The following is a 20,578-nucleotide window of genomic DNA, read 5'->3' as shown; positions in this document are numbered from 1 at the left end:
ATTTGGATTCTATTATCCCAAAAATTATTATATCGTTATGGCATATCCTTTTAGGAGGCGATTGCCATGAACGAAAACAGACTGAGGACAGGGAGTCTGACTGCATTTCTGACCGCATTTGCACTATTTTTCCTGATCGGGGCCCAGCAGTCAGAAGCGTCAAATGTGATGGGGGATAACGTACTCAGAAGCGGAATGGAAAATCAGGAGGTAACGCAGCTTCAGGAGCTGCTTAATGAACGGGGGTACATAGAAGAAATCACTGGCGTTTATGATCAAAGGACAGCGGAAGCCGTGAGAAGCTTTCAGCAGAGCGCTTCGATTCTGGTTGACGGGGTTGCAGGACCGCAGACCCTTGGTGCCCTTCAGATGCTCCGTCAGGGGGACAGGGGAGAAGCTGTATACTCCCTCCAGGGAGATCTTCAGGACCTTGGATTCTATAATGGAAAGCTCGATGGCGTATTTGGACCGATTACACACCGATCGGTAAAAGAATTTCAGAAGTCTGAAAACATTTTTGTGGACGGGCTTGCAGGCCCTCAGACTTATGGAAAACTTCATCAGGCAGTGAGTGGAGGAAAGACGGTAGTCGCTTCTGCTTCTGAACAGACGAGCAGCTCAGACCCGGCTGAAAATGGACCGGATCAAAATTCACAATCTTCCGAAAGTACTTCCGAGACTTCGCATGCTGACACTGAATCCCAAAGCAGCAGTTCAGAGGAAAGTACATCATCGGCATCCGATCAGGATGAGAATGCTGCCAGTGAATCCTCCGCAACAGCGTCAGAAAGCAGCTCTGAAACCGTTTCACGAAGTGCCTCATCAGATGAGCCTGATGGCAGAACGTTTACAGTGGAAGCTACAGCCTACACAGCATCCTGCAACGGCTGTTCGGGAATTACCTTTACCGGTCTCGATCTCCGCAGTAATCCGGATAAGAAAGTGATTGCCGTAGACCCATCCGTCATCCCGCTCGGTTCAACAGTGCATGTAGAAGGATACGGCACATACCTTGCTGCTGATACCGGCGGTGCGATTAACGGTAACCGGATTGATATCTTTATGCCTGAAAGAAGCGATGCACTGGCCTTTGGAAGAAGAAATTTGGTCATTACAGTGCTGGACTGACCGTAAAATAAAAACATGAGAACACCCGCCGGAATGCAGTTTCCGGCGGGTGTTCCGTCTAACAGGAGAAGTAATCCTGTTCCAACGTCTCCATCTTCTCATATGCTTTTTTTGCCCAGTCACTCGTGTCTTCTTTGAGCGCGGCTTTTTCATTCTCTACAGCTTCTTTCAGTGATGTGCGGTAATCAGGTACTGTGCCGTCAAAACGTTTGACCATCGCTTTCGGTACATTCGTTTTTTCCCGTTCACCAAGCGCACGGCGTTCGTGAAACAGGGGCACATCAGTCTGACCGGGATTGTGAAGATCGCCCTGCCGGGGGTGCTTTAACACCGCCTTCACCTGGACAACGTATCTATCTTTTTTAATATCGGTTACTTCACCGATATACTTCCCGGTTTTATAAACACCGGTCACAACGGTGCCGACTTCAAGATCTGCTGCAGTCATTGGGGACCTCCATGAAATAAAGTGTGTAACCTTTTCTGACAACAAAATACCAGTTCCGGCTGCGGTCGGTTAGGATTAGTTAGAGAACTTTTCTGTAAAAGGGGGAATTCGATAGTGATCACTTGCTCGTTCAGAAAAGATCGTCATTTCTCTGTCCAGAAAATTCTTGCCATAATACAGACCACAAGCCGGTTTGACAGTGACATCTATATTGTTAACAAGGGTATCAGCTATAATTTAAAAAGCGTTCTTGGTGTCATGAATCTTTTTTTTACCGCTGCGTCCGGTCAGGTATTTTCCATAAAAGCGGAAGGGCTGGACGCAGAAGAAGCAGTCCGGGCCCTCACAAAACAGATTGAAAACACCAAAACATAACAGATTTTACGAGTTAATCAGTTCGTAGGCCAGTTCATTTTCCAGAAAACCCGCTTTGCCGATATTGCTTTCCAATTCCACAACGTAAACAGATTTTTCACTTTTTATCCAGGACACATATGTGTCGTAGAACGGATGAGAGTCCTGAAAATACTCATGAATTTCAGGAATGGTATTGCAGATGGCTGTTACGGTTCCTTTTCCTGCATAATTGCTTCGTCCCTGCTTGTTCACATAAACAAGATCTCCAACAGTAAACACAGGCAATCCCTCCAGTGATTATTTTCTATCTACTATAGCATAAATGTTCGAACATCGATAACAGTTTGCAGGACAAAAAACCGGTACATGTGTGCCGGTTTTTGTATGTTCCTATCCGTGATGACTCGTTCACTCTGATATTACGGTCTGTAAAACTGGCTTAAGTAACGGAAATTGGGGCGGACAATAAAGTTGTTCAGAAATGCGGATCGGCGTGCATTCGGCATTCGTTTGTCGTTTAGAAACCCTATAATCGTTTTTGAATCGACAATGCCGATTCCGTGGCCAAAATAAAGATCCACGTTCATCAGGATGGCATTCTCCCCGCGCCATTCAGGAGTGGCACGATTAAAATCAGGGTTTTCAAAGTACACACAGTCACCCGGAATATAATCTGAACTCACGTGAGCATGCATGCCTAGAGAACTATCCGCCTCCCATGAGAACAGATACATGTGAGGAAAAAGCCGGTTAAATACCGACGGGCCGAGCGCATCGAGTACCGCTTTGTAGAATACGATCACGATTGCCACTGCACATTCAAACGCATAGAGGGAACCGTTCGTGAAAATATCATTCAGACCAATGTGAGTCGGAACACCGGGCCTCAAATAAAAACCGCCGCGTCCTGTCCTGTACCAGAGATAGTCATTACAAAAAGAAGTGGTAAATGTGGCAAATGAAGCACCGCTTTCGTTCAGCAGGTAGGATGCTCTCAAAATATGCACTCGCAGATACAACTCAAAAAACAGCTCATGGAGTGAAGCATAGTCAAATACTTCACGGTACCCGTCCATCAGTCTGAGAATACGCTGCTGCTCGGGACTCAGACTGCTCATGTTCAGCGTATCAATTCGAAGCCTCTCCTGATTAATTCGGATCATGTATCATCAGCTCCTTCCGTCAGGAAAGCCGGTATAGCTGATAACTATGTATGTGAGGCGTGAAACATTTCATTTTTTTACCCGGTTCATGTAGAGTAGAGAGGTACAAATAAATTAATCAGGCAAATCAACAGATTAGACATTCATTAAAGGACAGGTGAACACCATGACATTTCCAGACAAACCAATTAAACTGATTGCTCTTGATATGGACGGAACGCTTTTAGGCAATAATATGGATGTTTCAAAAGAAAATACAGAGGCGATTCAGCGTGCTCATGATCACAGCATTGACGTTGTGCTCAGTACGGGGAGAATGATGCTCACTGCCGGAAAATACGCAGAAGAACTAGGCTTGAAATCTTATCTTATAACGGTAAACGGAAGCGAAATCTGGCACTCCCGAGGTGAACTGGTGGAGCGGCAGCTTCTGGATGTGAAGTTCGTTGAACTGATGAGAGATTTAACGGATGAGCACGGCACACATTTCTGGGCTGCTTCTGTTGATCAGGTGTGGAATGCAGAACTTCCTGAAAACCTTCACGATCATGAATGGATGAAATTTGGCTTTGATGTGAAGGAAGATGAGGTAAGAGAAAAAATCAAATCTCTTCTGACGGCCGAAAAAGAACTTGAAATTACAAATTCAAGTCTGACAAACCTTGAAATTAATGCAGCCGGTATTAATAAAGCCTATGCTCTTAAGAAAGTCTGTAAACGGCTCGGAATTACGATGAACGAAGTAATGGCGGTCGGCGACAGCCTGAATGATCTGGCTATGATTAAAGAGGCGGGGATTGGTGTAGCGATGGGGAATGCGCAGGATTACGTGAAAAAACAGGCGGATTACGTGACATCAACAAATCTGGAACACGGTGTGGCCGAAGCCATAGAACTTGCGATAAAGGCGGGGCAGCAGGAAGGATAAAAAGAAAAGGCATCTATATCCTTTCTGTTTAAATATTTCAACTACCGTATTTATTCAAAAAATATCACAAAAAAAGAAATTAAAGATTTCGTACATTAAACTGACTTATTGTGCATTATTTAGCTTTCTTGATATGGATACCTGCCGGATGCGGGGGCCCGTTAGGGGGGAGGCGTGTCTTCATCAGTACGAAAAAAAACGGCCATTACGGCCGCTTTAATGTGCACAATCATCCTGCTTTTTTTATCGCATCACACTTCCACCGGATATTTTAACTGATTCTCCGATTATGTTTCCGGCTGCATCTGTAAGGAGGAACAGAATCGTACGGGCAACTTCTTCCGGTTCAGTCAGCCGTCCAGAAGGGAGGCCTTTCTCAATCGCTTTTTTCTCCTCCTCATACGATCGGCCATTTCTGTCAGCTTTCCTCTGAAATGCCCCGCGGGCCATTTCCGTATTAACAAAACCAGGGCAAACCGCGTTTACGCGTATATTATCTTCAATGGCTTCTACAGCAAAGGACTGGGTAAAGCCTGTGAGAGCAAATTTCGATGCACTGTAGGCACTGTTGCCATAAGTGCCTCTGAGTCCAGATAAAGAGGAGACGTTTACAATGGCACCTTTATCCAGTTCAATCATCTGTCTGTAAACGAGCTGGGTGAGAAGAAGGGTGGAGGTAAAGTTCAGTTCCATAATCGATCTCACATCGTCCTCAGAGAGATCCTTAACCGTATTACCGCCTGCGGTACCTGCAGAATTTACAAGGCCTGTAATTGGACCGGATGTTTTAACAGCTTTGCGGATTAAATCGTGGCGGTCCTGTTCTATTGTGAGATCACATCGGACAGAAGCGATGGTTCCGACAGGATTTAATTCAGCAATCTCTTTTTCGATCCGGTCGAGTTTTTCCTCATTTCTTCCTGTAATGGTTACATGGGCACCGGAAACGGCAGCAAGTTTTGCTGTTTCCAGTCCAATCCCGCCTGTGGCACCGGTGACCAGAATATGTTTGCCAGTGAGAGCTTCAGGGTGAAAGACTGTCATATTCATCCTCCTTTAGTTCAATCTATCAATGGATTTCCCTTATTCCTTTTCCTTAAACAGATTCAAAAATCAAAAAGGAGTGTTTTAAATTGACGCATATCAGAAATATCTACTGTATTGGACTAAATTACGTGAAACACGCAGCAGAAATGGGCAACCGTGTACCCGAAGAGCCGCTCATATTCTCTAAACCCACTCACAGCTTTGTTAAAACAGACGGAAACCCGATTGAACTTCCTGCTGATAAAGGTGAGATTCATTTTGAGACAGAAATCGTTCTTTATATTGATAAAAAACCTGACCCTGAATTTAAAGTCGAGGATGTGGTCGGTAAAATTGCGCTCGGCATTGATTTTACACTGCGTGAGGTACAGACGAAACTTAAGCAGAACGGCCAGCCTTGGCTAAGAGCGAAAGGCTTTAAAAATGCTGCTGTTGTAACGGATTTCTGGGACTATCCGGGAACAGACATATGCAGAAACACGGAATTTTCGCTCGTGAAAAACAACGAAACCGTTCAGCAGGGAAAAGCCGAAAATATGATTTTTGATTTTCATGAACTGATTAAGGAATGTGATGAGAATTTCGGACTGGATCAGGGGGATCTGATTTTTACCGGAACGCCAGAAGGTGTGGGAAAAACCGAAGACGGTGATGAGTTTATTCTGATCTGGGATGGAAAAGAAAAAGGGCGATTTGTTACAAATTTAAAATGATAAGTCGCAATTCTCAAGAACCAGAACATGCGTTCCAGTCTGATAAAAGAACTTATTGCAGAAATTCTTTGAATGAATTAGTATTCGTGCGTTAAGCAAAATTCAATAGTAGTAAAGAGTCATTTAAAATGTTTTAAGAATGGATGATCAGGTTGCTCTAAAGAAAAGAGATATCTCAGTAAGCATAACCTTCGGATTTAGGAGGGCGGAGTACTTCTCTTTTCTAACCTTCCTCTAGTTAACATAATATAAATTCTCGGAAGTTAAATCAGAAACTTGGAATCTGTATCTAAACCTAAGTAAACTTGTAATTTTGAGACGAAATTAAAAAAGCCGGAATGATAATCAATCCCGGCCCCGGCTGGTTTCATTCAATTCAATCAGATCATTATGATTTCTTTGTTTGTGATACTCCTCATTGTTTTTTAACGGCAGTACGAAATATAAAAGCAAATCGTCATCAACCTGAACGCTGGTGCCTGGTTCAGCTGGCTCATTCTTATAAACCAGACCTTCCTGATCCGGCAGATATCCCCGTTTTAAATAAAGATACATAGCTGTACTGTAGTCTTTATAAAGTCCAACTCCGAGTCCGACTTTGTGATGATGCTTTGCTGCAATTCTTTCAAGTTCATCCATCATTACTGTTGCTATTCCATTTCGCCTGAATTCAGGGAAAACAATCAGATCATTTATTTCCGGTATGCTCTGGCTGTTAAATTTGCTGTAGTCCGATTCACAGATCATCTGGCAGCAGCCCGCCAGCTCATTCCGGTGAAACGCCAAAAGCGTAATGCGGCTTCCGTACCTGTTTTCTTCCAGACATTGCTCAAAATAATCCGAATTACGGTGTATGCCTCGTGTCAAAAAAGCTGCCTTAAGCATTTGAAGATCTTCTTGTTCTATGGTTCGAATAATGGTTTGGAGCATAACTCAGACCTCAAATCTTTTCCAGAATAGTATTCAGATTAAATGTATCACAATTTAGGTCTTTCGTTCCCTTTGTCATCACACTGTAACCTATATGTAAATTACCGGTTAATATTCAGGGTAAAAAGAAGGAGAACTGAACATTATTAAGCAGTATGTTCGCTCCCCTTCCTTCTTATTTACTAGTAAAATCACTTAATTACTATATTTCCATAGCCTTTAGTATTACGCTTCACGCCGAAGGGCACTCAGCACATTTACCTTAGTTGCTCTTAATGCAGGCCGGTACCCTGAAATCATCGCTACAGATACGCTGATGGCAGTGGCTGTCAGCACCAGTTCCGGTGTAATAGCGGAGAACGTAATATTAAATGTTTCTGTTTCTGATCCTGTAGTTGAAGCCAATATTGAAGGGATAATAAGATTGGCACCGATACTGACAATATAGGCAATCATGACACCAAACAACGCTCCCATGAAGCCGATTGCACTGCTTTCCATCAGAAACATTCTTCTGATACTGGACGGATCAGCCCCAAGTGCTTTCATTACGCCAATCTCATGGGTCCGCTCTGTAACCGCCATTGTCATCGTATTAAAAATACCAATAGAGGCAATTAGAACGGCAATGGTTCCAACGAAAATGAGCCCGGCTTTCAACGCGTTAAAGAACATATTCATACTGCTCAGTTCTTCGGAAATGGAATAGACACTGTACCCCTGCTCCTTTAAATCATTCGTAACGTTCTCTACGTGTTCAACACTAGTAACATGCGCATTTATATCTGTGTACATGAGATCCTGGCCGGTTAACCCCATAAACTGCTCCCGAAATTCACCTGCCACGTAGAGATTGCCATCCCGGCTCCAGTCTCTCGCCGGCGCTTCTGTTATACCAGCAATCGTAAACGTTTCTTCTTCTACTATATCCCCGCTTTCCCAGTCCACGAAGCTTATGGTAACTTCCTGACCCAGCACAGAACCGGTGTAGTCCCCTTCGGCTTCGTATACGTAGGGATCATCCTGTTCAGCCTGTTCTTCTGCCGTTTCCGGAGAAATCAGGGAATCACTGAAATGGTACCCTGCTAGTATTTCGTTTTCGGATTCCGGAAATCGGCCATCGGAAAGGGACAGATTCGATTCCTCTTCCGCTTCAAAGTCCGTTACGATTACATCTCCGCCGGATTGGTAATCCCCAAGTGAAATCGAGGGGTATACATCCATCTGAAAAACAGTACTTCTCGGCACGACCGTTTTAATATGTTCCATTGCTTTTATTTCTTCGATCATCTGTTCATCTATTTCCTGATGTACACCATCTTCGTGCTTTTCCCAGAGCTGTATCTGAGTGAGCGGCTGGTGGCTGGACGCTTCCTCAATCAAACTGTTCTGAAGCCCGAATCCTACTGAAGCAAGTACAATTAAAAAGGCAGAGCCCATGGTGGTGGCAAGAACGGTCATGAAAATACGCAGTTTATTTTTCCTCATGTTTCTGATGGTGAATCGAATCTGATCACTGAGCTTCACTGTACGTCCCCCTTCCCTGCTTTAACACGCCGTCAAATAACGTTAATTTCCGGTCAGCCCGGGAAGCTACTTCCTCATCATGGGTAATAATGACAAACGTAATGTTTTTTTCTTTGTTCAGACTGTCGATCAGTTTAAGGATTTCCTGTTCTGTTTCCGAATCCAGGCTGCCGGTAGGTTCATCAGCGAAAATGATTTCCGGTTCATTAATCAGCGCACGGGCGATCGATACTCTCTGCTGCTGCCCGCCTGACAGTTCGTTTGGATAATGTGTGCTGTGATTTTCAAGGCCGGTTTCATGAAGCAAAGCTGCAACCCGCGTCTTTCTCTGATCCATGTCGATTCCCTTAAGTATTAGCGGCAGCTCGACATTTTCAAAGGCTGTAAGACTGGGAATCAATTCATAGTTCTGAAAAACAAATCCGAAATGCTCAAGTCTGAACGCAGCCCATTCTTTTTCAGTGAGATCCGTTACGTTTCTATCGTTAATCGTAATAATTCCGGAATCCGGCGGGATATATCCGGATAAAAGATTCAGCAATGTGGACTTTCCTGAACCGCTTTTTCCTGCTACAGCCACTACTTCTCCTTTCTCAATTTCAAAATTGACATCTTTTAATACAGGAACCTCTGTCTGTTTTCCTTTTTTACCGATTACGTAGGCGTAATATAAGTGCTCAGCTTTAATCATCATCTTACTTCCTTTCTGTTCTAATATCTTTATTAATGTATGCTGTGTTATGAGTGTATTACACTAACTAGTACAATTAAGATAATATACACTCCCCAGTGCAAAGTCAACACAATTTTCCAAAGATGTTTTTTCTGATCAAAAAAAGCCCGGAAGATTGGCTCTTCCGGGCTTGATGCGTGTGCAGCTGCTGAATTGAATTTATCAGGGATATCTGTTTTAATCTTCTAAGTCAGAAGCTTTTTCGTACCAGGCTTCCACTACAGGACCCACTTCTGTGGTATCAAAGATAAATGACCCATTCGTATAACGGTCACTGGCTCTCGCTTTTCTTGAATCAACCGAAGCCACTATACCTTTTTTACTTTGAATATAGACGGTGGAGGGCTCTTCAAGAGCAAAAAAACGGATCACGCGGTGAGGCTGCCGTTTTAGCTCTTTCAGCATCACAACCCCGCGTTTCGCACGTGTTGTTTTATCAAAAGCAGTGAGGTTCATACGCTTATACGCTCCCCGCTGCGTAATGAGAAACAAAGATGGTATACGTTGCTGTGAGAAAGTAAGACCACTTACAACAAAATCATCCGGTTTAAGGTTAACCGCTTTTACTCCCGCTGTACGCTGCCCGGTAATGCTGACTTCGTCTTCATCAAACCACAGACCATATCCCATCCAGGTGGCAAAGAACAGCTGTGACCTGCCATCAGTAACATGAACATCAGTCAGACGGTCTTCTTTTTTAACCTTAACGGCCATGAGCGCACGTGAGTGGCGCTGGGCTTTATAGTCGGAAAGAGCGGTCCGTTTAACCATTCCGTTTTGTGTCACAAACAGCAGATACTGCTTTTCAGAGAATGATTGAATCGGAATCGCTTTTATGATTTCATCATCTGCTGCCATCTGCACAATATTGGCCACGTGCTGGCCGTTGTCTTTCCAGCGAATGTCCGGCAGCTGGTGGACAGGAATGTAAAGATAAGAGCCCTGACGTGTGAACAGAAGCAGTGTATTTGTTGTATTAATCTCAAATTCACCAATAAGTCGGTCCGTTTCTTTCATACCAGGCGGTTCCCCTTTTGAAGAAGAATAAGACCTCAGGCTTGATCGTTTCACATAGCCTTCTTTCGTCACCGTCACCATGACGTCTTCTGAAGGAACAACCACTTCAAGATTCACTTTAAGATCTTCAATCTCTTTTTCAACCACGGTCCGCCGTTCCTCTGCATATTCCTTTCGAATAGCCCGAAGCTCCCGTTTTATTTCACCAATCAGTTTCTTTTCGCTTGAAAGAATGGCTGCGAGCTTTTCAATCTGCTTCATCAGTTCTGCGCTTTCCTTCTGAAGCGTGGTGATATCGGTATTGGTAAGACGGTATAGCTGAAGGTTAACGATGGCTTCAGCCTGTGGTTCAGTGAAACCGAATGTTTCCTGGATGCCCAGCTTTGCATCCGCTTTATCCTTACTTGAGCGGATCTTTGCAATCACATCGTCAAGAATGGAGATCGCTTTGATAAGACCTTCAACAATATGCTGTCGGTCTCTCGCTTTCTTCAGATCAAACTCCGTGCGGCGTGTGACAACTTCCTTCTGATGCTGGATATAGGCATCCAGAAGCTGTTTTAAGCCCAGCTGCTGGGGCGTTTTTCTGTAGATTGCCACCATGTTGAAGTTATACGTGATCTGAAGATCCGTATTTTTAAACAGGAACGTAAGAATCCCTTTAGCGTCGGCATCCTTTTTTAGTTCAATGACGATCCGAAGGCCCGTTCTGTCCGTTTCATCCCTTACTTCCGCAATGCCATCCACTTTGCGGTCCAATCGGAGTTCATCCATTTTTTTAACGAGATTGGCTTTGTTGATTTCATAAGGTATTTCATCAATCACAATCTGGTCCCGTCCACCGCGCATCGTTTCAATTTCCGTGCGCCCGCGGACAACAATTTTTCCTTTTCCTGTGCTGTAGGCTTTCTTCAGACCTTCTTCACCCTGAATGATGCCCCCGGTCGGGAAGTCCGGCCCCTTTATGTATTCCATGAGGTCTTCGACAGTACAGTCCGGCTTCTCCATCTGCATAATGGCAGCGTTAATAACCTCCCCGAGGTTGTGAGGAGGCAGGTCCGTTGCATAACCGCTGGAAATCCCTGTTGATCCGTTCACAAGTAGGTTAGGAAATCGGGATGGAAGGACCACAGGCTCAGAATCAGAGTCATCAAAGTTGGGCATGAACTCAACCGTGTCCTTCTCAATATCCTTAAGCATCTCTGAAGCAATTTTGGACAGACGTGCCTCCGTGTAACGCATCGCTGCAGGAGGATCACCGTCGATCGATCCGTTGTTACCGTGCATCCCCACAAGCAGATGCCTCATTTTCCAGTCCTGGCTGAGACGGATCATTGCATCGTAAACTGATGTATCTCCATGCGGGTGATAGTTCCCGATTACATTACCGACAGTTTTAGCCGATTTTCGAAACGGCTTGTCGGCTGTATTTCTGTCGTGATGCATGGCATACAGAATTCGTCTCTGTACAGGTTTCAAACCGTCCCGGGCATCGGGTAGTGCCCGGTCCTGGATGATGTATTTACTGTAGCGCCCGAACCTGTCTCCGATTACGTCCTCAAGAGGCAGATCCAGGTAACGGTCCTTTTCCTGTTCCACTTATGACTCCTCCTCTGTGACCATCAGGTTTTCACTGTCAAGAATGTTTGTTTCCTCTTCAAGACTGAAGGCCACGTTGTTTTCAATCCATTTCCGTCTCGGCTCAACTTTATCGCCCATGAGTGTGGAAACCCGCCGTTCTGCACGGGCAATATCATCGATTTTTACCCGGATCAGCGTACGGGAATCGGGATTCATGGTTGTTTCCCATAACTGGGTGGCATCCATCTCACCAAGACCTTTGTAGCGCTGTATTGTATAACCTTTTCCAATTTTCTTAATAGCGTCCTTCATACCTTCTTCATCCCAGGCATACTCGGATATTTCTTTCTTCCCGCTGCCTTTACTCACTTTGTAAAGGGGAGGAAGGGCAATATACACTTTACCAGCTTCAATCAGCGGCCGCATGTACCGGTAAAAAAACGTCAGAAGCAGCACCTGGATATGAGCACCATCAGTATCCGCATCTGTCATGATCACAATTTTGTCATAGTTAATATTGTCGATATCAAAATCCGGTCCTACATCACCGCCAATAGCATAGATGATTGTTCGGATTTCTTCGTTTTTCATAATATCCGCAAGTTTTGCTTTTTCTGTGTTAATGACTTTTCCCCGAAGTGGCAGAACCGCCTGAAATTTACGGTCACGCCCCTGCTTGGCAGAGCCTCCTGCCGAGTCACCCTCGACCAGATACAATTCATTTTTTTCACGGTTTTTAGATTGTGCAGGCGTGAGCTTGCCGCTCAGCATAGCGTCTTTTCGCTTATTCTTCTTTCCGCTTCTTGCGTCCTCACGGGCTTTTCGGGCAGCCTCTCTTGCCTGGGCTGCTTTAATTGCCTTACGGATGAGTGTGCTGCTGATTTCAGGATTTTCCTCAAGGAAAAAGCTGAGCTTTTCACTTACGATGGAATCCACTGCAGACCTTGCTTCAGTGGTACCAAGCTTGCCTTTCGTCTGTCCTTCAAACTGGAGTTTTTCCTCAGGTACACGAATAGACACGATCGCTGTGAAGCCTTCACGGATGTCACTGCCGTCAAGATTCTTATCTTTATCCTTGAGCAGCTGAATCTTCCGCGCATGCTCATTAAAGCTTCGAGTAACGGCGGTTTTCGCACCAAGCTCGTGAGTGCCTCCGTCCTTGGTGCGAACGTTGTTTACAAAAGAAAGCATGTTCTCTGTGTACGCATCACTATATTGAAACGCAAAATCAACCTCAATTTCCTGATGTTCGCCGGTGAATGAAACCACAGGATGAAGCGTTTCTTTTTCCTCATTCAGATACTCTACAAATGCTTCAAGCCCGGTTTCAAACTGAAAGACATCTGTCTGAGTTTCACCAGTCGTCCGTTCATCTTTAAGAATAATCCGCATCCCTTTAATCAGGAACGCTGCTTCACGTAGCCGTTCAGCAAGTGTCTCATAGTTAAAGTGAATGGTACTGAAAATGGCCGGATCCGGCTTGAAATGGACAACCGTCCCTGTTTTTCTCGTCGTTCCGGTTTTTTCAAGAGTGGTGGCAGGTTTTCCTCCGTTTTCAAACCGCTGGCGGTGAACGTTTCCGTTTCTGTAAATCGTTACTTCCAGAAATTCAGACAAGGCATTTACGACAGAAGACCCCACGCCATGGAGACCGCCGCTCGTTTTGTATCCTCCCTGTCCGAATTTCCCCCCTGCATGGAGGACAGTAAAAATAACTTCAGGTGTCGGTTTGCCGGTTGCGTGCATCCCTACCGGCATACCACGGCCCTCATCCTGAACGGTAATGCTTTCATCTTTATGTATCGTTACTTTAATTTCATCGCCGTGACCAGCAAGAGCCTCGTCAACGGCATTATCCACAATTTCAAATACCAGGTGATGGAGTCCGCGGTGATCGGTACTGCCGATATACATACCAGGACGCTTTCTGACAGCGTCGAGACCTTCAAGCACCTGAATCGCGTCATCGTTGTAGGTAAAGCTGGGCTGCTGCGTCAATCTTGTTACTCCTTTCTTCCGTTCCAGTGTTTCTTTGTTTCTTCCGGCCTGGCCGTTCTTTCTATCATAACATAAGAACGCTCGTTCTCCGTTTGTCTATTGTAGCGGAAGGACCAAAATTTGGAGAGCGTCTTTTGTACTATGTTAAATGTAGCGATTCGGATTTGATTTATCAAGAAGTTTCGTAAATTTATCTGGTAATGGCGTCTAAACTGTTCCGAGTATAAGGATGTCCCATGCAAATCAACAACAGCCAGGGACTTTTGTATTTATGTAAACACGCTTTTTACATTATGAATGTTGTTTTATTACGTTGCAGGCAGACGTTTTCCTCAGGAGCCGTCTTACCTTCAAACAAAATTTACCTTAAAACAGTAAGCTGTCCGAGATATCTGCAAATGAAAAAGGATGCCCCGAATACCCCGACAGTGATCCGGTACATCCCCGTTTTTGTTTATTTTGTGATCGCATGCTCCACTTTTATACAGCGGTCCATAATAACTGTCATTCCTGCTTCACTGGCTATGCGGTATGCTTCCTCGCTTTCGAGTCCCAGCTGTGTCCAGAAAACGTCGGCATCAATTTTCGAAGCTTCTTCTGCAACGCCCACAAGATGCTCACTTCTTCTGAACACATTAACAATATCCACATTACCTTCAATCTCGCTTAGGGAACGGTATGATTTTTGCCCGAGCGTCTCTTTGCAGTTTGGATTTACAGGTACAATTTCATAGCCCGCCTGCTGCATCGCTTCTGATACCTGATAAGAGGTCCGGGCAGGATTATCTGATAGTCCTACCACTGCGATTCTCTTTGCTTTTTTAAGAATCTTTCCGATTTCGTCCCGATCCGGATTCATAAAATCACTCCTGAATGAATTTTTGTATTTCTATCATCATTTCACCAATCGGTCTTATTAAAACATGTGCCTTTATATTTTGTTGAATGGTTTTTCACTATTTATATACGGTATGTGAAATATTAATTGTGCTGGGCAGGGAATATCCACCCATCAGTCCCATCCTGAACGCAGATCATCCATCCAGCGCCCAACGTGCTCCTCTGCTTCACTGAAAAGATCATTATTGCCGTTCACGAAATCTCCAGTAATTATATCACTGTTGTTACCTTGAGCTGTCTTCTCAAAAAATACTGGATAAAATACCGGATCATCCACGATGATATAGCTGGCGGGCCCTGCCTCTATATCTTTTACGGTAACACCTGCCAGACCGCTGATGGACTGATTCTGCGCTGTTCCCGATCCGCTGATTGTTCCAAGAGAGTAAGCTGTAAATACTTTTCTGCCATCGCTCGTGTGAAGCCATTCAAAAGGCTGCAGGGCGTCCGGATTGTGGCCGAAGATAATGTCTGCACCCGCTTCGGCTGCCATTGTTGAAACAGCTGTCTGATAAGACCCCGGATCCTGCTGCTGCTCTTGTGGAAAATGAAGATTGAGCACGACAATATCACTCTGGTCCCGCGCCGTTTTTATTGCCTCTTTCATCTCCCTGTCTTCCATCCTGGAAAACAACAGGCTGTCCCCTGAAGAGGCTGGTTCAGCCTCGTTGTCTGTATGGGTAAAGGACAGAAAAGCGAATGTTAAGCCATTGATCATTTCTTTTCTGAAGGCGTGGCTGCCGTCTTTAGTATCATAAATACCTGAGTAGGCAGCGCCTGTGCTGTCCAGATGCACAAGGGCACTCCGAGCGTCACGGCTACTGCTTCCTCTAAGGCTGAACATGGAGAAACCAGCCTCAGCTAAGCTTCTCACGTGTTCCAGAAAAACATCCGGAAGTTGATTCGCAAGCCCTGTATCGAGCCCGGAAACGGCTGCATCAGCACTGCGGATCGCGGATTCGATCTCTTCATGATGTTCGTAAAACCCCGTCTCCCAATCGTCAGATTCCTCTATGTCGCTCATAACGGAAAACAGGCTGTCGCCTGCACCGAGAACAGTTGCTTCTCGGTTTATTTTTATATCTCTATGTACATCAGACAAGCTGCGCTCTGTATGCGTCTGATAAAAGGTTACGTGATTGCCTGAACTTTCGCTGTCTGAAACCTGAAGACCGAAAAAAGTGCCTGCTGCTAAAGCAAAAGCGGAAAAAAAGGTTATAGCGTTTTTCATATCCTGTTCCTTTCAAGTGGTAAATTACGATCAATCAAGTCATATTCTATCAAACTCCTTTCTTTTTTGTAACGGTTTTATGACAATTACGTTACATATCAATAGAATTAACCTCACGCATCAGTCACTTTTTTCAAAAAAATAGAAGAGACTGGAATTTTAATGTCCCAGCCTCCCTCATCATTTAACGATTCAACTCATATACATCGCTGTATTTTTTCTCAAGGTAATCGATTAAGTACTTTGGATTAATCCCTTCACCGGTGGTATCCTGGAGAATTTCCAGAGGCTGTTTACTTCTGCCGAACTTGTGTACCCGCTCTGTCATCCATTCTTTTACAGGTTTCAGGCTGCCTTCCCGGAGCAGACCCTCAAATGGCGTGTCCAGATCTTTTCTCATGGCAGCCATCAACTGTGCGGCATAAACGTATCCGAGTGCGTAGGAAGGAAAATAACCGAATGCGCCGCCGGACCAGTGAACATCCTGCAGTACCCCTTCCCCATCATGCTGCGGGCGCACGCCGAGATATTCCTCCATCTTATCGTTCCAGGCTTCCGGCAGGTCTCTTGGTTCCAGATCCCCGTTTATAAGCGCTTTTTCAAGCTCATACCTGACGATGATATGGAGGGTATACGTCATCTCATCTGCCTCGATCCGGATCAGGGACGGTCCAGCTACATTGATTCCGCGGTAAAAGTCCTCAAGGCTGATGTTATCAAACTGGCCATTTGAGTTCTCTTTCAGAAGCCCGTAATTTTTCTCCCAGAATGCTTTGTTTCTGCCGGCAAAATTCTCCCAGAATAAAGACTGTGATTCGTGGATGCCCATGGATGTACCGGAACAAACCGGCGTGCCGATATATTTTTCATCGATATTCTGTTCGTAAAGGGCGTGCCCGCCTTCGTGGATCGTGCCGAAAACAGCCGTCCGGAAGTCCCCTTCATCATATTTCGTCGTTACACGGACATCATTGGGATTGAGGCCGGCAGCAAATGGATGAACGGTTGTATCCAGGCGGCCGGCTTCGAAATCGTAGCCCATTTGTTCGAGAAGAGCCCTGCTGAGCTGCTCCTGTTTATCCTTAGGAAAATGAGTAAACAGAAAATCCGTTTCCGGCTTGCTGTCTGATTCCTGAACTGCTTTTACAAGCGGGACGAGGCGGTCGCGGAGTTCTCCGAACACACGGTCGAGTGTTTCGACAGTCAGACCTGGTTCATAATCATCGAGCAGCGCGTTATATCTATTGCCTTCATATCCCACCCAGTCTGTGTATTTGCGGTTATATGCCACGATCTTCTCAAGATAAGGTAAAAACATAGCAAAATCGCCTGTGTCTTTTGCCTCAGGCCAGATGGATTCCGCATTGGAAGTAAGAATCACATAGTTTTTAAATTCGTCCTCAGGAATGTTCCTCTGCTTATCAAATGTTTTTTTACACTGGTATAAGGAGGATTTTGTTACATCATCAAGATTGCTCTGTGCTTCTTCACTGCTCAGTGTTTCAATAAATTTCTCCATTTCCTTGGATACAGCCATTTTAAACACATCTGCCGAAAGCGTGCCAATGACCTCGGCTCGCTGTGCCGCCCCTTTTTTCGGGGCTCCTGTACGAAGGTCCCATCCAATTAGTCCGAGTGCTTCCTGATAGTTGCTCATTCTTTTTAAATACTCTCTGAATTCCGTTTCGGTTTCGAGTACTTGTTCACTTTTCACGGCAATGTCCACTCCTTCATTCAGTTACGTTCATCTCGTATTTTAACTGAGCAGAGCAAATTTGACCATCCCGGAGGCAGACTATTATTAATTTTCCGACTTAGGTAATGTCGACGTACCCTCGTTACGGTTGCACTCAGAATGAACGGAAGGTAGAATAAAGCTGTAACAGGGGAGGGATCAGACATGAATTTAACAATTACCCGCGAAGCAGCGGACCTGTATAAAAGAGAAATGAATTTAAAAGAAGGGGATAGCCTGCGGCTGTACGTAAGGGTAGGCGGTGTGGGATCCGGAGGGTTCTCCGCCGGGGTAACAAAGGAAATTCCCGCCTCGCACTGCCATACTGCTGAAGCTTCGGGCATTACCTTTCACGTTACAGAGGATGATGTCTGGTATTTTAATGGAATGACCGTTAAATATGACCCTGACATGGACGAGGTTTCCTTTTCCAACCCGGATATCGGAGATGTGATCAACCCGGAAGGAAAGTAAAAAGAAAACGCAAAAAGCGAATTCAGGTTTTAAACGGCCATAGACCCCGCAGGGACGAAAGCGGTTACTTCACGAGTATGCTTCGAAGCAAAACGAGCAGAGGAAGAAGCATGGTTCCCGAGGAGACTGAAGCGGTAGATGCGGAAAAAGAGCGCATTGAGCGGAAGTTAACAATAGACTTTAACATAGCAAAAAAACCGAAGGGCTCCCCTTCGGTTTTTGCATATTTCCTATTCAGTCTTTTGCTTCATCAAGCTGATGCTCCAGTTTCGTAATCAGATCTTTGGAGTATGCTCCAAATTCGCCGCTCATTTCATACTTTACCGCATCCTGAAGCTGCGCCTTCGCATCGTTCAGCGCATTGGTAGCTGTTTCAAGCTGCTCTGGATTCATGCTTTTTGTAGCTTGTCCGACCATCTTCTGGGCGGCTTTAATGGCCATTTCAATTTGCTGAACATCGTTAAATGGTTCTGACATGGTGGATCCCAGCCTTTCTTAAAGTGGTCTAATCCTGAAACCGGCTATTACTTATCCCTGTCCTGCCATCATATGCCCCGTTTTCCGTAATATGCTCCGGATCACGTAATAGGTTTTTCAGCGGGTTTTATCCTGTAACGAGAAAGCTCAGTCCAAACAGGATCGTTCCGAGGACTACGACAAAAAACAGCCAGCGGTACTCGATATTCATTGCAGCCTTCTTCAACGGTCCTTCACTCCTTCTGTATGTATCCCGGCATTCCAGCCAGGGCACACCCCTGCTTTATCTCTTTATACATTCTTTACATCTGGGCCAAGTTTATGCATGTCAGTTACTAGGAAATCCTTAATCTGTTCAAAAACGAACGGATAGGTTGCAGCCGCAATCGATTCAGGTTAGGGCAAAATAGAGAGTACTGACAGAAAGAGTATACAAAAAAGCCGCCTTCTGAAAAGAAAGCGGCCATAAAAGTCAGTCTGATTTTCTTGGGGGACGCGGACCCCAGTACTGATAAAAGTCGGTTTTGATGTTTCCGTTGTACAGTTTTCTCTTTTTCGTTGCTTTTTTTCCGTAAAACAGTTCAAATTTTTCGTGAGAGGTGATCATATAGACGCTCCATGTTGGCAGATATGTGCGGTAAACATCTCCGATCTGCTTGTAGAGAACTTCTACTTCGGATTTTTCATTCATCCGTTCCCCGTATGGGGGATTTCCGAGCACAACGCCATATTCCTGTTTCGAACGAAGATCCGATGCCTGCATTTGTTTAAACTTAATCTGATCCGGAAAGCCGGCTTCCATTGCGTTGTTCGTGGCAAGGTCCACCATTTTATGATCAATGTCAGTACCGAAAATGGACAGCTTTTGATCGTACCTGGCAAGATCTTCAGCTTCTTCATGGGCCTGGTCGATCCATTTCCTGTCATACCAGTCCCACTCTTCAAACGCAAATTCCCGGTTAATACCCGGTGCAATGTTTTGACCGATCATCGCTGCTTCAATTGGAATTGTTCCGGAACCGCAGAACGGGTCGACAAATGGGCGATCCGGATGCCAGTTTGTGAGGCGGACCAGGGCAGCGGCGAGCGTTTCCTTAAGGGGGGCTTCATTATGAAGGTACCGATACCCTCTGCGGTGGAGACCGTTCCCGCTCGTATCAATCGTTAGTGTGGCAAGATCCTTATGAAGCGCCACTTCAATTCTGTAAAACCCACCTGTCTCGTCAAACCAGTCTTTCTTATACGTTTGTTTCATTTTCTCAACAACTGCTTTTTTTACGATCGCCTGACAATCAGGCACACTGTAAAGCCCTGATTTTACTGAACGGCCGATCACAGGAAACTCAGCGTCGGCAGGGAGAAACTGATCCCACGGAAGAGCTTTCGTCTGTTCAAACAGGGAATCGAACGTGACAGCTTTAAACTCACCGACCTTAATTTTCACCCTGTCGGCACTTCTGAGCCACAGGTTTGCTCTTGCAATACCCTCAGGCTCCGAGGAAAAAGTGACTTTTCCGTTCTCAACCTCAACATTTTCAAATCCAAGATCTCTGACTTCTTTTGCAACAATCGCCTCAAGCCCCATTGCGGCCGTGGCAATTAGTGTTAACGTTGGTTTCATTCGAAGAACTCCTTTCACAGCCGGAAAATCCGGACAATAAGCGTTGTATGTAAAAAACTCCACGGACATGAAGTCGTGGAGTCAGCTTCGAATCAAAAATGCGCCCGGTGCGCTCTGTAAGCCATGTTCTGTTCCATCGTACTACAAGCGGGCCGAAAGCCCTCGTACTCCGGTGGTAACCATCTGTCTCCAGGCAAGCTGCCTGCCCCCTTCTCCGTTCAGTTCCTTCGAAGGGATGCCCCTACCATATTTTGGGTTTCTCGCTCGTGGGGTTTACCGCGTTCCACTCTGCCCGTTTCCAGGTCAGACTTCGTCACTGTGGCACTTTCAAGGGTACTGGGCCATATTCTTAAAAAGAAAGTAGGCCTTTTCCCTGCCGTCAGCCTGATTGGCTGCCCTGACTTATGAATTGGTCAGGCACGATCACTACAGTCATCGCAGACTGTGCGAGCATGGACTTTCCTCTGAGCATAAAGCCCAGCGATTACCCGAGTGTTCCGGACACATTTTATGAAGTTTCTGTATAGCGACAAAGATTAGTATAGCATAAAATACAGACTGAAATCAAGT

19 protein-coding genes and 1 other RNA gene are annotated in these 20,578 nt (G+C 45.2%); 5 read left to right on the top strand and 15 right to left on the bottom strand.

Annotated features, from left to right (window positions below; all coding sequences use genetic code 11):
* Positions 1-66: 66 nt before the first annotated feature.
* Positions 67-1,128, top strand: coding sequence for a peptidoglycan-binding protein (locus CR205_RS06325; RefSeq protein ID WP_110518046.1), 1,062 nt, complete (start codon positions 67-69; stop codon positions 1,126-1,128).
* Between the two features lie 58 nt (positions 1,129-1,186).
* On the opposite strand, the gene CR205_RS06320 is transcribed toward CR205_RS06325, so the two are convergent.
* Complete coding sequence (locus tag CR205_RS06320) at positions 1,187-1,576, bottom strand: kinase-associated lipoprotein B (RefSeq protein ID WP_110518044.1); 390 nt, start codon at positions 1,574-1,576, stop codon at positions 1,187-1,189.
* A gap of 114 nt (positions 1,577-1,690) precedes the next feature.
* On the opposite strand from CR205_RS06320, the gene CR205_RS06315 reads away from it, so the two are divergent.
* Positions 1,691-1,951, top strand: coding sequence for an HPr family phosphocarrier protein (locus tag CR205_RS06315; RefSeq protein WP_161524689.1), 261 nt, complete (start codon positions 1,691-1,693; stop codon positions 1,949-1,951).
* A 6-nt stretch (positions 1,952-1,957) separates the two neighbouring features.
* On the opposite strand, the gene CR205_RS06310 is transcribed toward CR205_RS06315, so the two are convergent.
* Together CR205_RS06310 and CR205_RS06305 are read right to left on the bottom strand one after the other, a co-directional pair.
* The gene (locus tag CR205_RS06310) at positions 1,958-2,212 is read right to left on the bottom strand and encodes a hypothetical protein (RefSeq protein ID WP_110518040.1); all 255 of its coding nucleotides are present in this window, start codon (positions 2,210-2,212) and stop codon (positions 1,958-1,960) included.
* Positions 2,213-2,352: 140 nt separating this feature from the next.
* Positions 2,353-3,096: a protein-glutamine gamma-glutamyltransferase gene (locus CR205_RS06305; RefSeq protein WP_110518038.1), complete on the bottom strand. Its 744-nt coding sequence runs from the start codon at positions 3,094-3,096 to the stop codon at positions 2,353-2,355.
* Positions 3,097-3,262: 166 nt separating this feature from the next.
* Here CR205_RS06305 and CR205_RS06300 point away from each other — a divergent pair, with 166 nt between their 5' ends.
* Positions 3,263-4,024, top strand: a complete 762-nt coding sequence (locus CR205_RS06300; protein ID WP_110518037.1) for a Cof-type HAD-IIB family hydrolase — start codon at positions 3,263-3,265, stop codon at positions 4,022-4,024.
* Between the two features lie 243 nt (positions 4,025-4,267).
* Here the strand turns inward: CR205_RS06300 and CR205_RS06295 are convergent, their stop codons facing one another.
* Positions 4,268-5,068, bottom strand: a complete 801-nt coding sequence (locus CR205_RS06295; RefSeq protein ID WP_110518034.1) for an SDR family NAD(P)-dependent oxidoreductase — start codon at positions 5,066-5,068, stop codon at positions 4,268-4,270.
* An 89-nt stretch (positions 5,069-5,157) separates the two neighbouring features.
* On the opposite strand from CR205_RS06295, the gene CR205_RS06290 reads away from it, so the two are divergent.
* Positions 5,158-5,784: a fumarylacetoacetate hydrolase family protein gene (locus tag CR205_RS06290; protein WP_110518032.1), complete on the top strand. Its 627-nt coding sequence runs from the start codon at positions 5,158-5,160 to the stop codon at positions 5,782-5,784.
* Between the two features lie 345 nt (positions 5,785-6,129).
* Here CR205_RS06290 and CR205_RS06285 read toward each other — a convergent pair whose 3' ends face one another.
* The 8 genes from CR205_RS06285 to CR205_RS06250 form a co-directional block, all read right to left on the bottom strand.
* Complete coding sequence (locus tag CR205_RS06285; RefSeq protein WP_236634709.1) at positions 6,130-6,669, bottom strand: GNAT family N-acetyltransferase; 540 nt, start codon at positions 6,667-6,669, stop codon at positions 6,130-6,132.
* Positions 6,670-6,939: 270 nt separating this feature from the next.
* Complete coding sequence (locus tag CR205_RS06280; RefSeq protein WP_110518027.1) at positions 6,940-8,241, bottom strand: ABC transporter permease; 1,302 nt, start codon at positions 8,239-8,241, stop codon at positions 6,940-6,942.
* Complete coding sequence (locus CR205_RS06275; RefSeq protein WP_110518025.1) at positions 8,228-8,932, bottom strand: ABC transporter ATP-binding protein; 705 nt, start codon at positions 8,930-8,932, stop codon at positions 8,228-8,230. The genes CR205_RS06280 and CR205_RS06275 overlap by 14 nt, the downstream gene beginning before the upstream one ends.
* 219 nt (positions 8,933-9,151) lie before the next feature.
* Positions 9,152-11,590 (bottom strand): DNA topoisomerase IV subunit A, encoded by a 2,439-nt coding sequence (parC, locus tag CR205_RS06270; RefSeq protein ID WP_110518023.1) that lies wholly within the window; start codon positions 11,588-11,590, stop codon positions 9,152-9,154.
* Entirely contained in the window at positions 11,591-13,570 is a 1,980-nt protein-coding gene (gene parE, locus CR205_RS06265; RefSeq protein WP_110518021.1) for a DNA topoisomerase IV subunit B, read from the bottom strand.
* Between the two features lie 454 nt (positions 13,571-14,024).
* The gene (locus CR205_RS06260) at positions 14,025-14,429 is read right to left on the bottom strand and encodes a CoA-binding protein (RefSeq protein ID WP_110518019.1); all 405 of its coding nucleotides are present in this window, start codon (positions 14,427-14,429) and stop codon (positions 14,025-14,027) included.
* Between the two features lie 153 nt (positions 14,430-14,582).
* Positions 14,583-15,701, bottom strand: coding sequence for a CapA family protein (locus CR205_RS06255; protein WP_110518016.1), 1,119 nt, complete (start codon positions 15,699-15,701; stop codon positions 14,583-14,585).
* Positions 15,702-15,885: 184 nt separating this feature from the next.
* Positions 15,886-17,415, bottom strand: coding sequence for a carboxypeptidase M32 (locus CR205_RS06250; RefSeq protein WP_268877399.1), 1,530 nt, complete (start codon positions 17,413-17,415; stop codon positions 15,886-15,888).
* Positions 17,416-17,601: 186 nt separating this feature from the next.
* Between CR205_RS06250 and CR205_RS06245 the strand changes: the two genes are divergently transcribed.
* Complete coding sequence (locus CR205_RS06245; RefSeq protein WP_110518012.1) at positions 17,602-17,910, top strand: HesB/YadR/YfhF family protein; 309 nt, start codon at positions 17,602-17,604, stop codon at positions 17,908-17,910.
* A gap of 234 nt (positions 17,911-18,144) precedes the next feature.
* Here CR205_RS06245 and CR205_RS06240 read toward each other — a convergent pair whose 3' ends face one another.
* From CR205_RS06240 to rnpB, 3 genes are all read right to left on the bottom strand, one after another.
* Positions 18,145-18,387 carry a DUF2564 family protein gene (locus CR205_RS06240; protein WP_110518010.1) on the bottom strand — a complete coding sequence of 81 codons (243 nt, stop codon included), beginning with the start codon at positions 18,385-18,387 and terminating at the stop codon, positions 18,145-18,147.
* A gap of 472 nt (positions 18,388-18,859) precedes the next feature.
* Positions 18,860-20,008 carry a THUMP domain-containing class I SAM-dependent RNA methyltransferase gene (locus tag CR205_RS06235; protein ID WP_110518008.1) on the bottom strand — a complete coding sequence of 383 codons (1,149 nt, stop codon included), beginning with the start codon at positions 20,006-20,008 and terminating at the stop codon, positions 18,860-18,862.
* A gap of 112 nt (positions 20,009-20,120) precedes the next feature.
* Positions 20,121-20,504: RNase P RNA component class B (gene rnpB, locus CR205_RS06230), an RNA gene on the bottom strand.
* Positions 20,505-20,578: the final 74 nt, after the last annotated feature.

The organism is Alteribacter lacisalsi (assembly GCF_003226345.1).
Classification (GTDB): Bacteria; Bacillota; Bacilli; order Bacillales; family Salisediminibacteriaceae; genus Alteribacter; species Alteribacter lacisalsi.
Note: the sequence above shows the minus strand (reverse complement) of the source record. Positions and strands in the feature narration are given on the sequence as shown.

Coding starts and splice junctions, on each gene's coding strand:
- CR205_RS06275 (WP_110518025.1), bottom strand. CDS start 8,932: ATGATTAAAGCTGAGCACTTATATTACGCCTACGTAATCGGTAAAAAA.
- CR205_RS06305 (WP_110518038.1), bottom strand. CDS start 3,096: ATGATCCGAATTAATCAGGAGAGGCTTCGAATTGATACGCTGAACATG.
- CR205_RS06320 (WP_110518044.1), bottom strand. CDS start 1,576: ATGACTGCAGCAGATCTTGAAGTCGGCACCGTTGTGACCGGTGTTTAT.
- CR205_RS06255 (WP_110518016.1), bottom strand. CDS start 15,701: ATGAAAAACGCTATAACCTTTTTTTCCGCTTTTGCTTTAGCAGCAGGC.
- CR205_RS06325 (WP_110518046.1), top strand. CDS start 67: ATGAACGAAAACAGACTGAGGACAGGGAGTCTGACTGCATTTCTGACC.
- CR205_RS06295 (WP_110518034.1), bottom strand. CDS start 5,068: ATGACAGTCTTTCACCCTGAAGCTCTCACTGGCAAACATATTCTGGTC.
- CR205_RS06300 (WP_110518037.1), top strand. CDS start 3,263: ATGACATTTCCAGACAAACCAATTAAACTGATTGCTCTTGATATGGAC.
- CR205_RS06240 (WP_110518010.1), bottom strand. CDS start 18,387: ATGTCAGAACCATTTAACGATGTTCAGCAAATTGAAATGGCCATTAAA.
- CR205_RS06285 (WP_236634709.1), bottom strand. CDS start 6,669: ATGCTTAAGGCAGCTTTTTTGACACGAGGCATACACCGTAATTCGGAT.
- CR205_RS06235 (WP_110518008.1), bottom strand. CDS start 20,008: ATGAAACCAACGTTAACACTAATTGCCACGGCCGCAATGGGGCTTGAG.
- CR205_RS06245 (WP_110518012.1), top strand. CDS start 17,602: ATGAATTTAACAATTACCCGCGAAGCAGCGGACCTGTATAAAAGAGAA.
- CR205_RS06260 (WP_110518019.1), bottom strand. CDS start 14,429: ATGAATCCGGATCGGGACGAAATCGGAAAGATTCTTAAAAAAGCAAAG.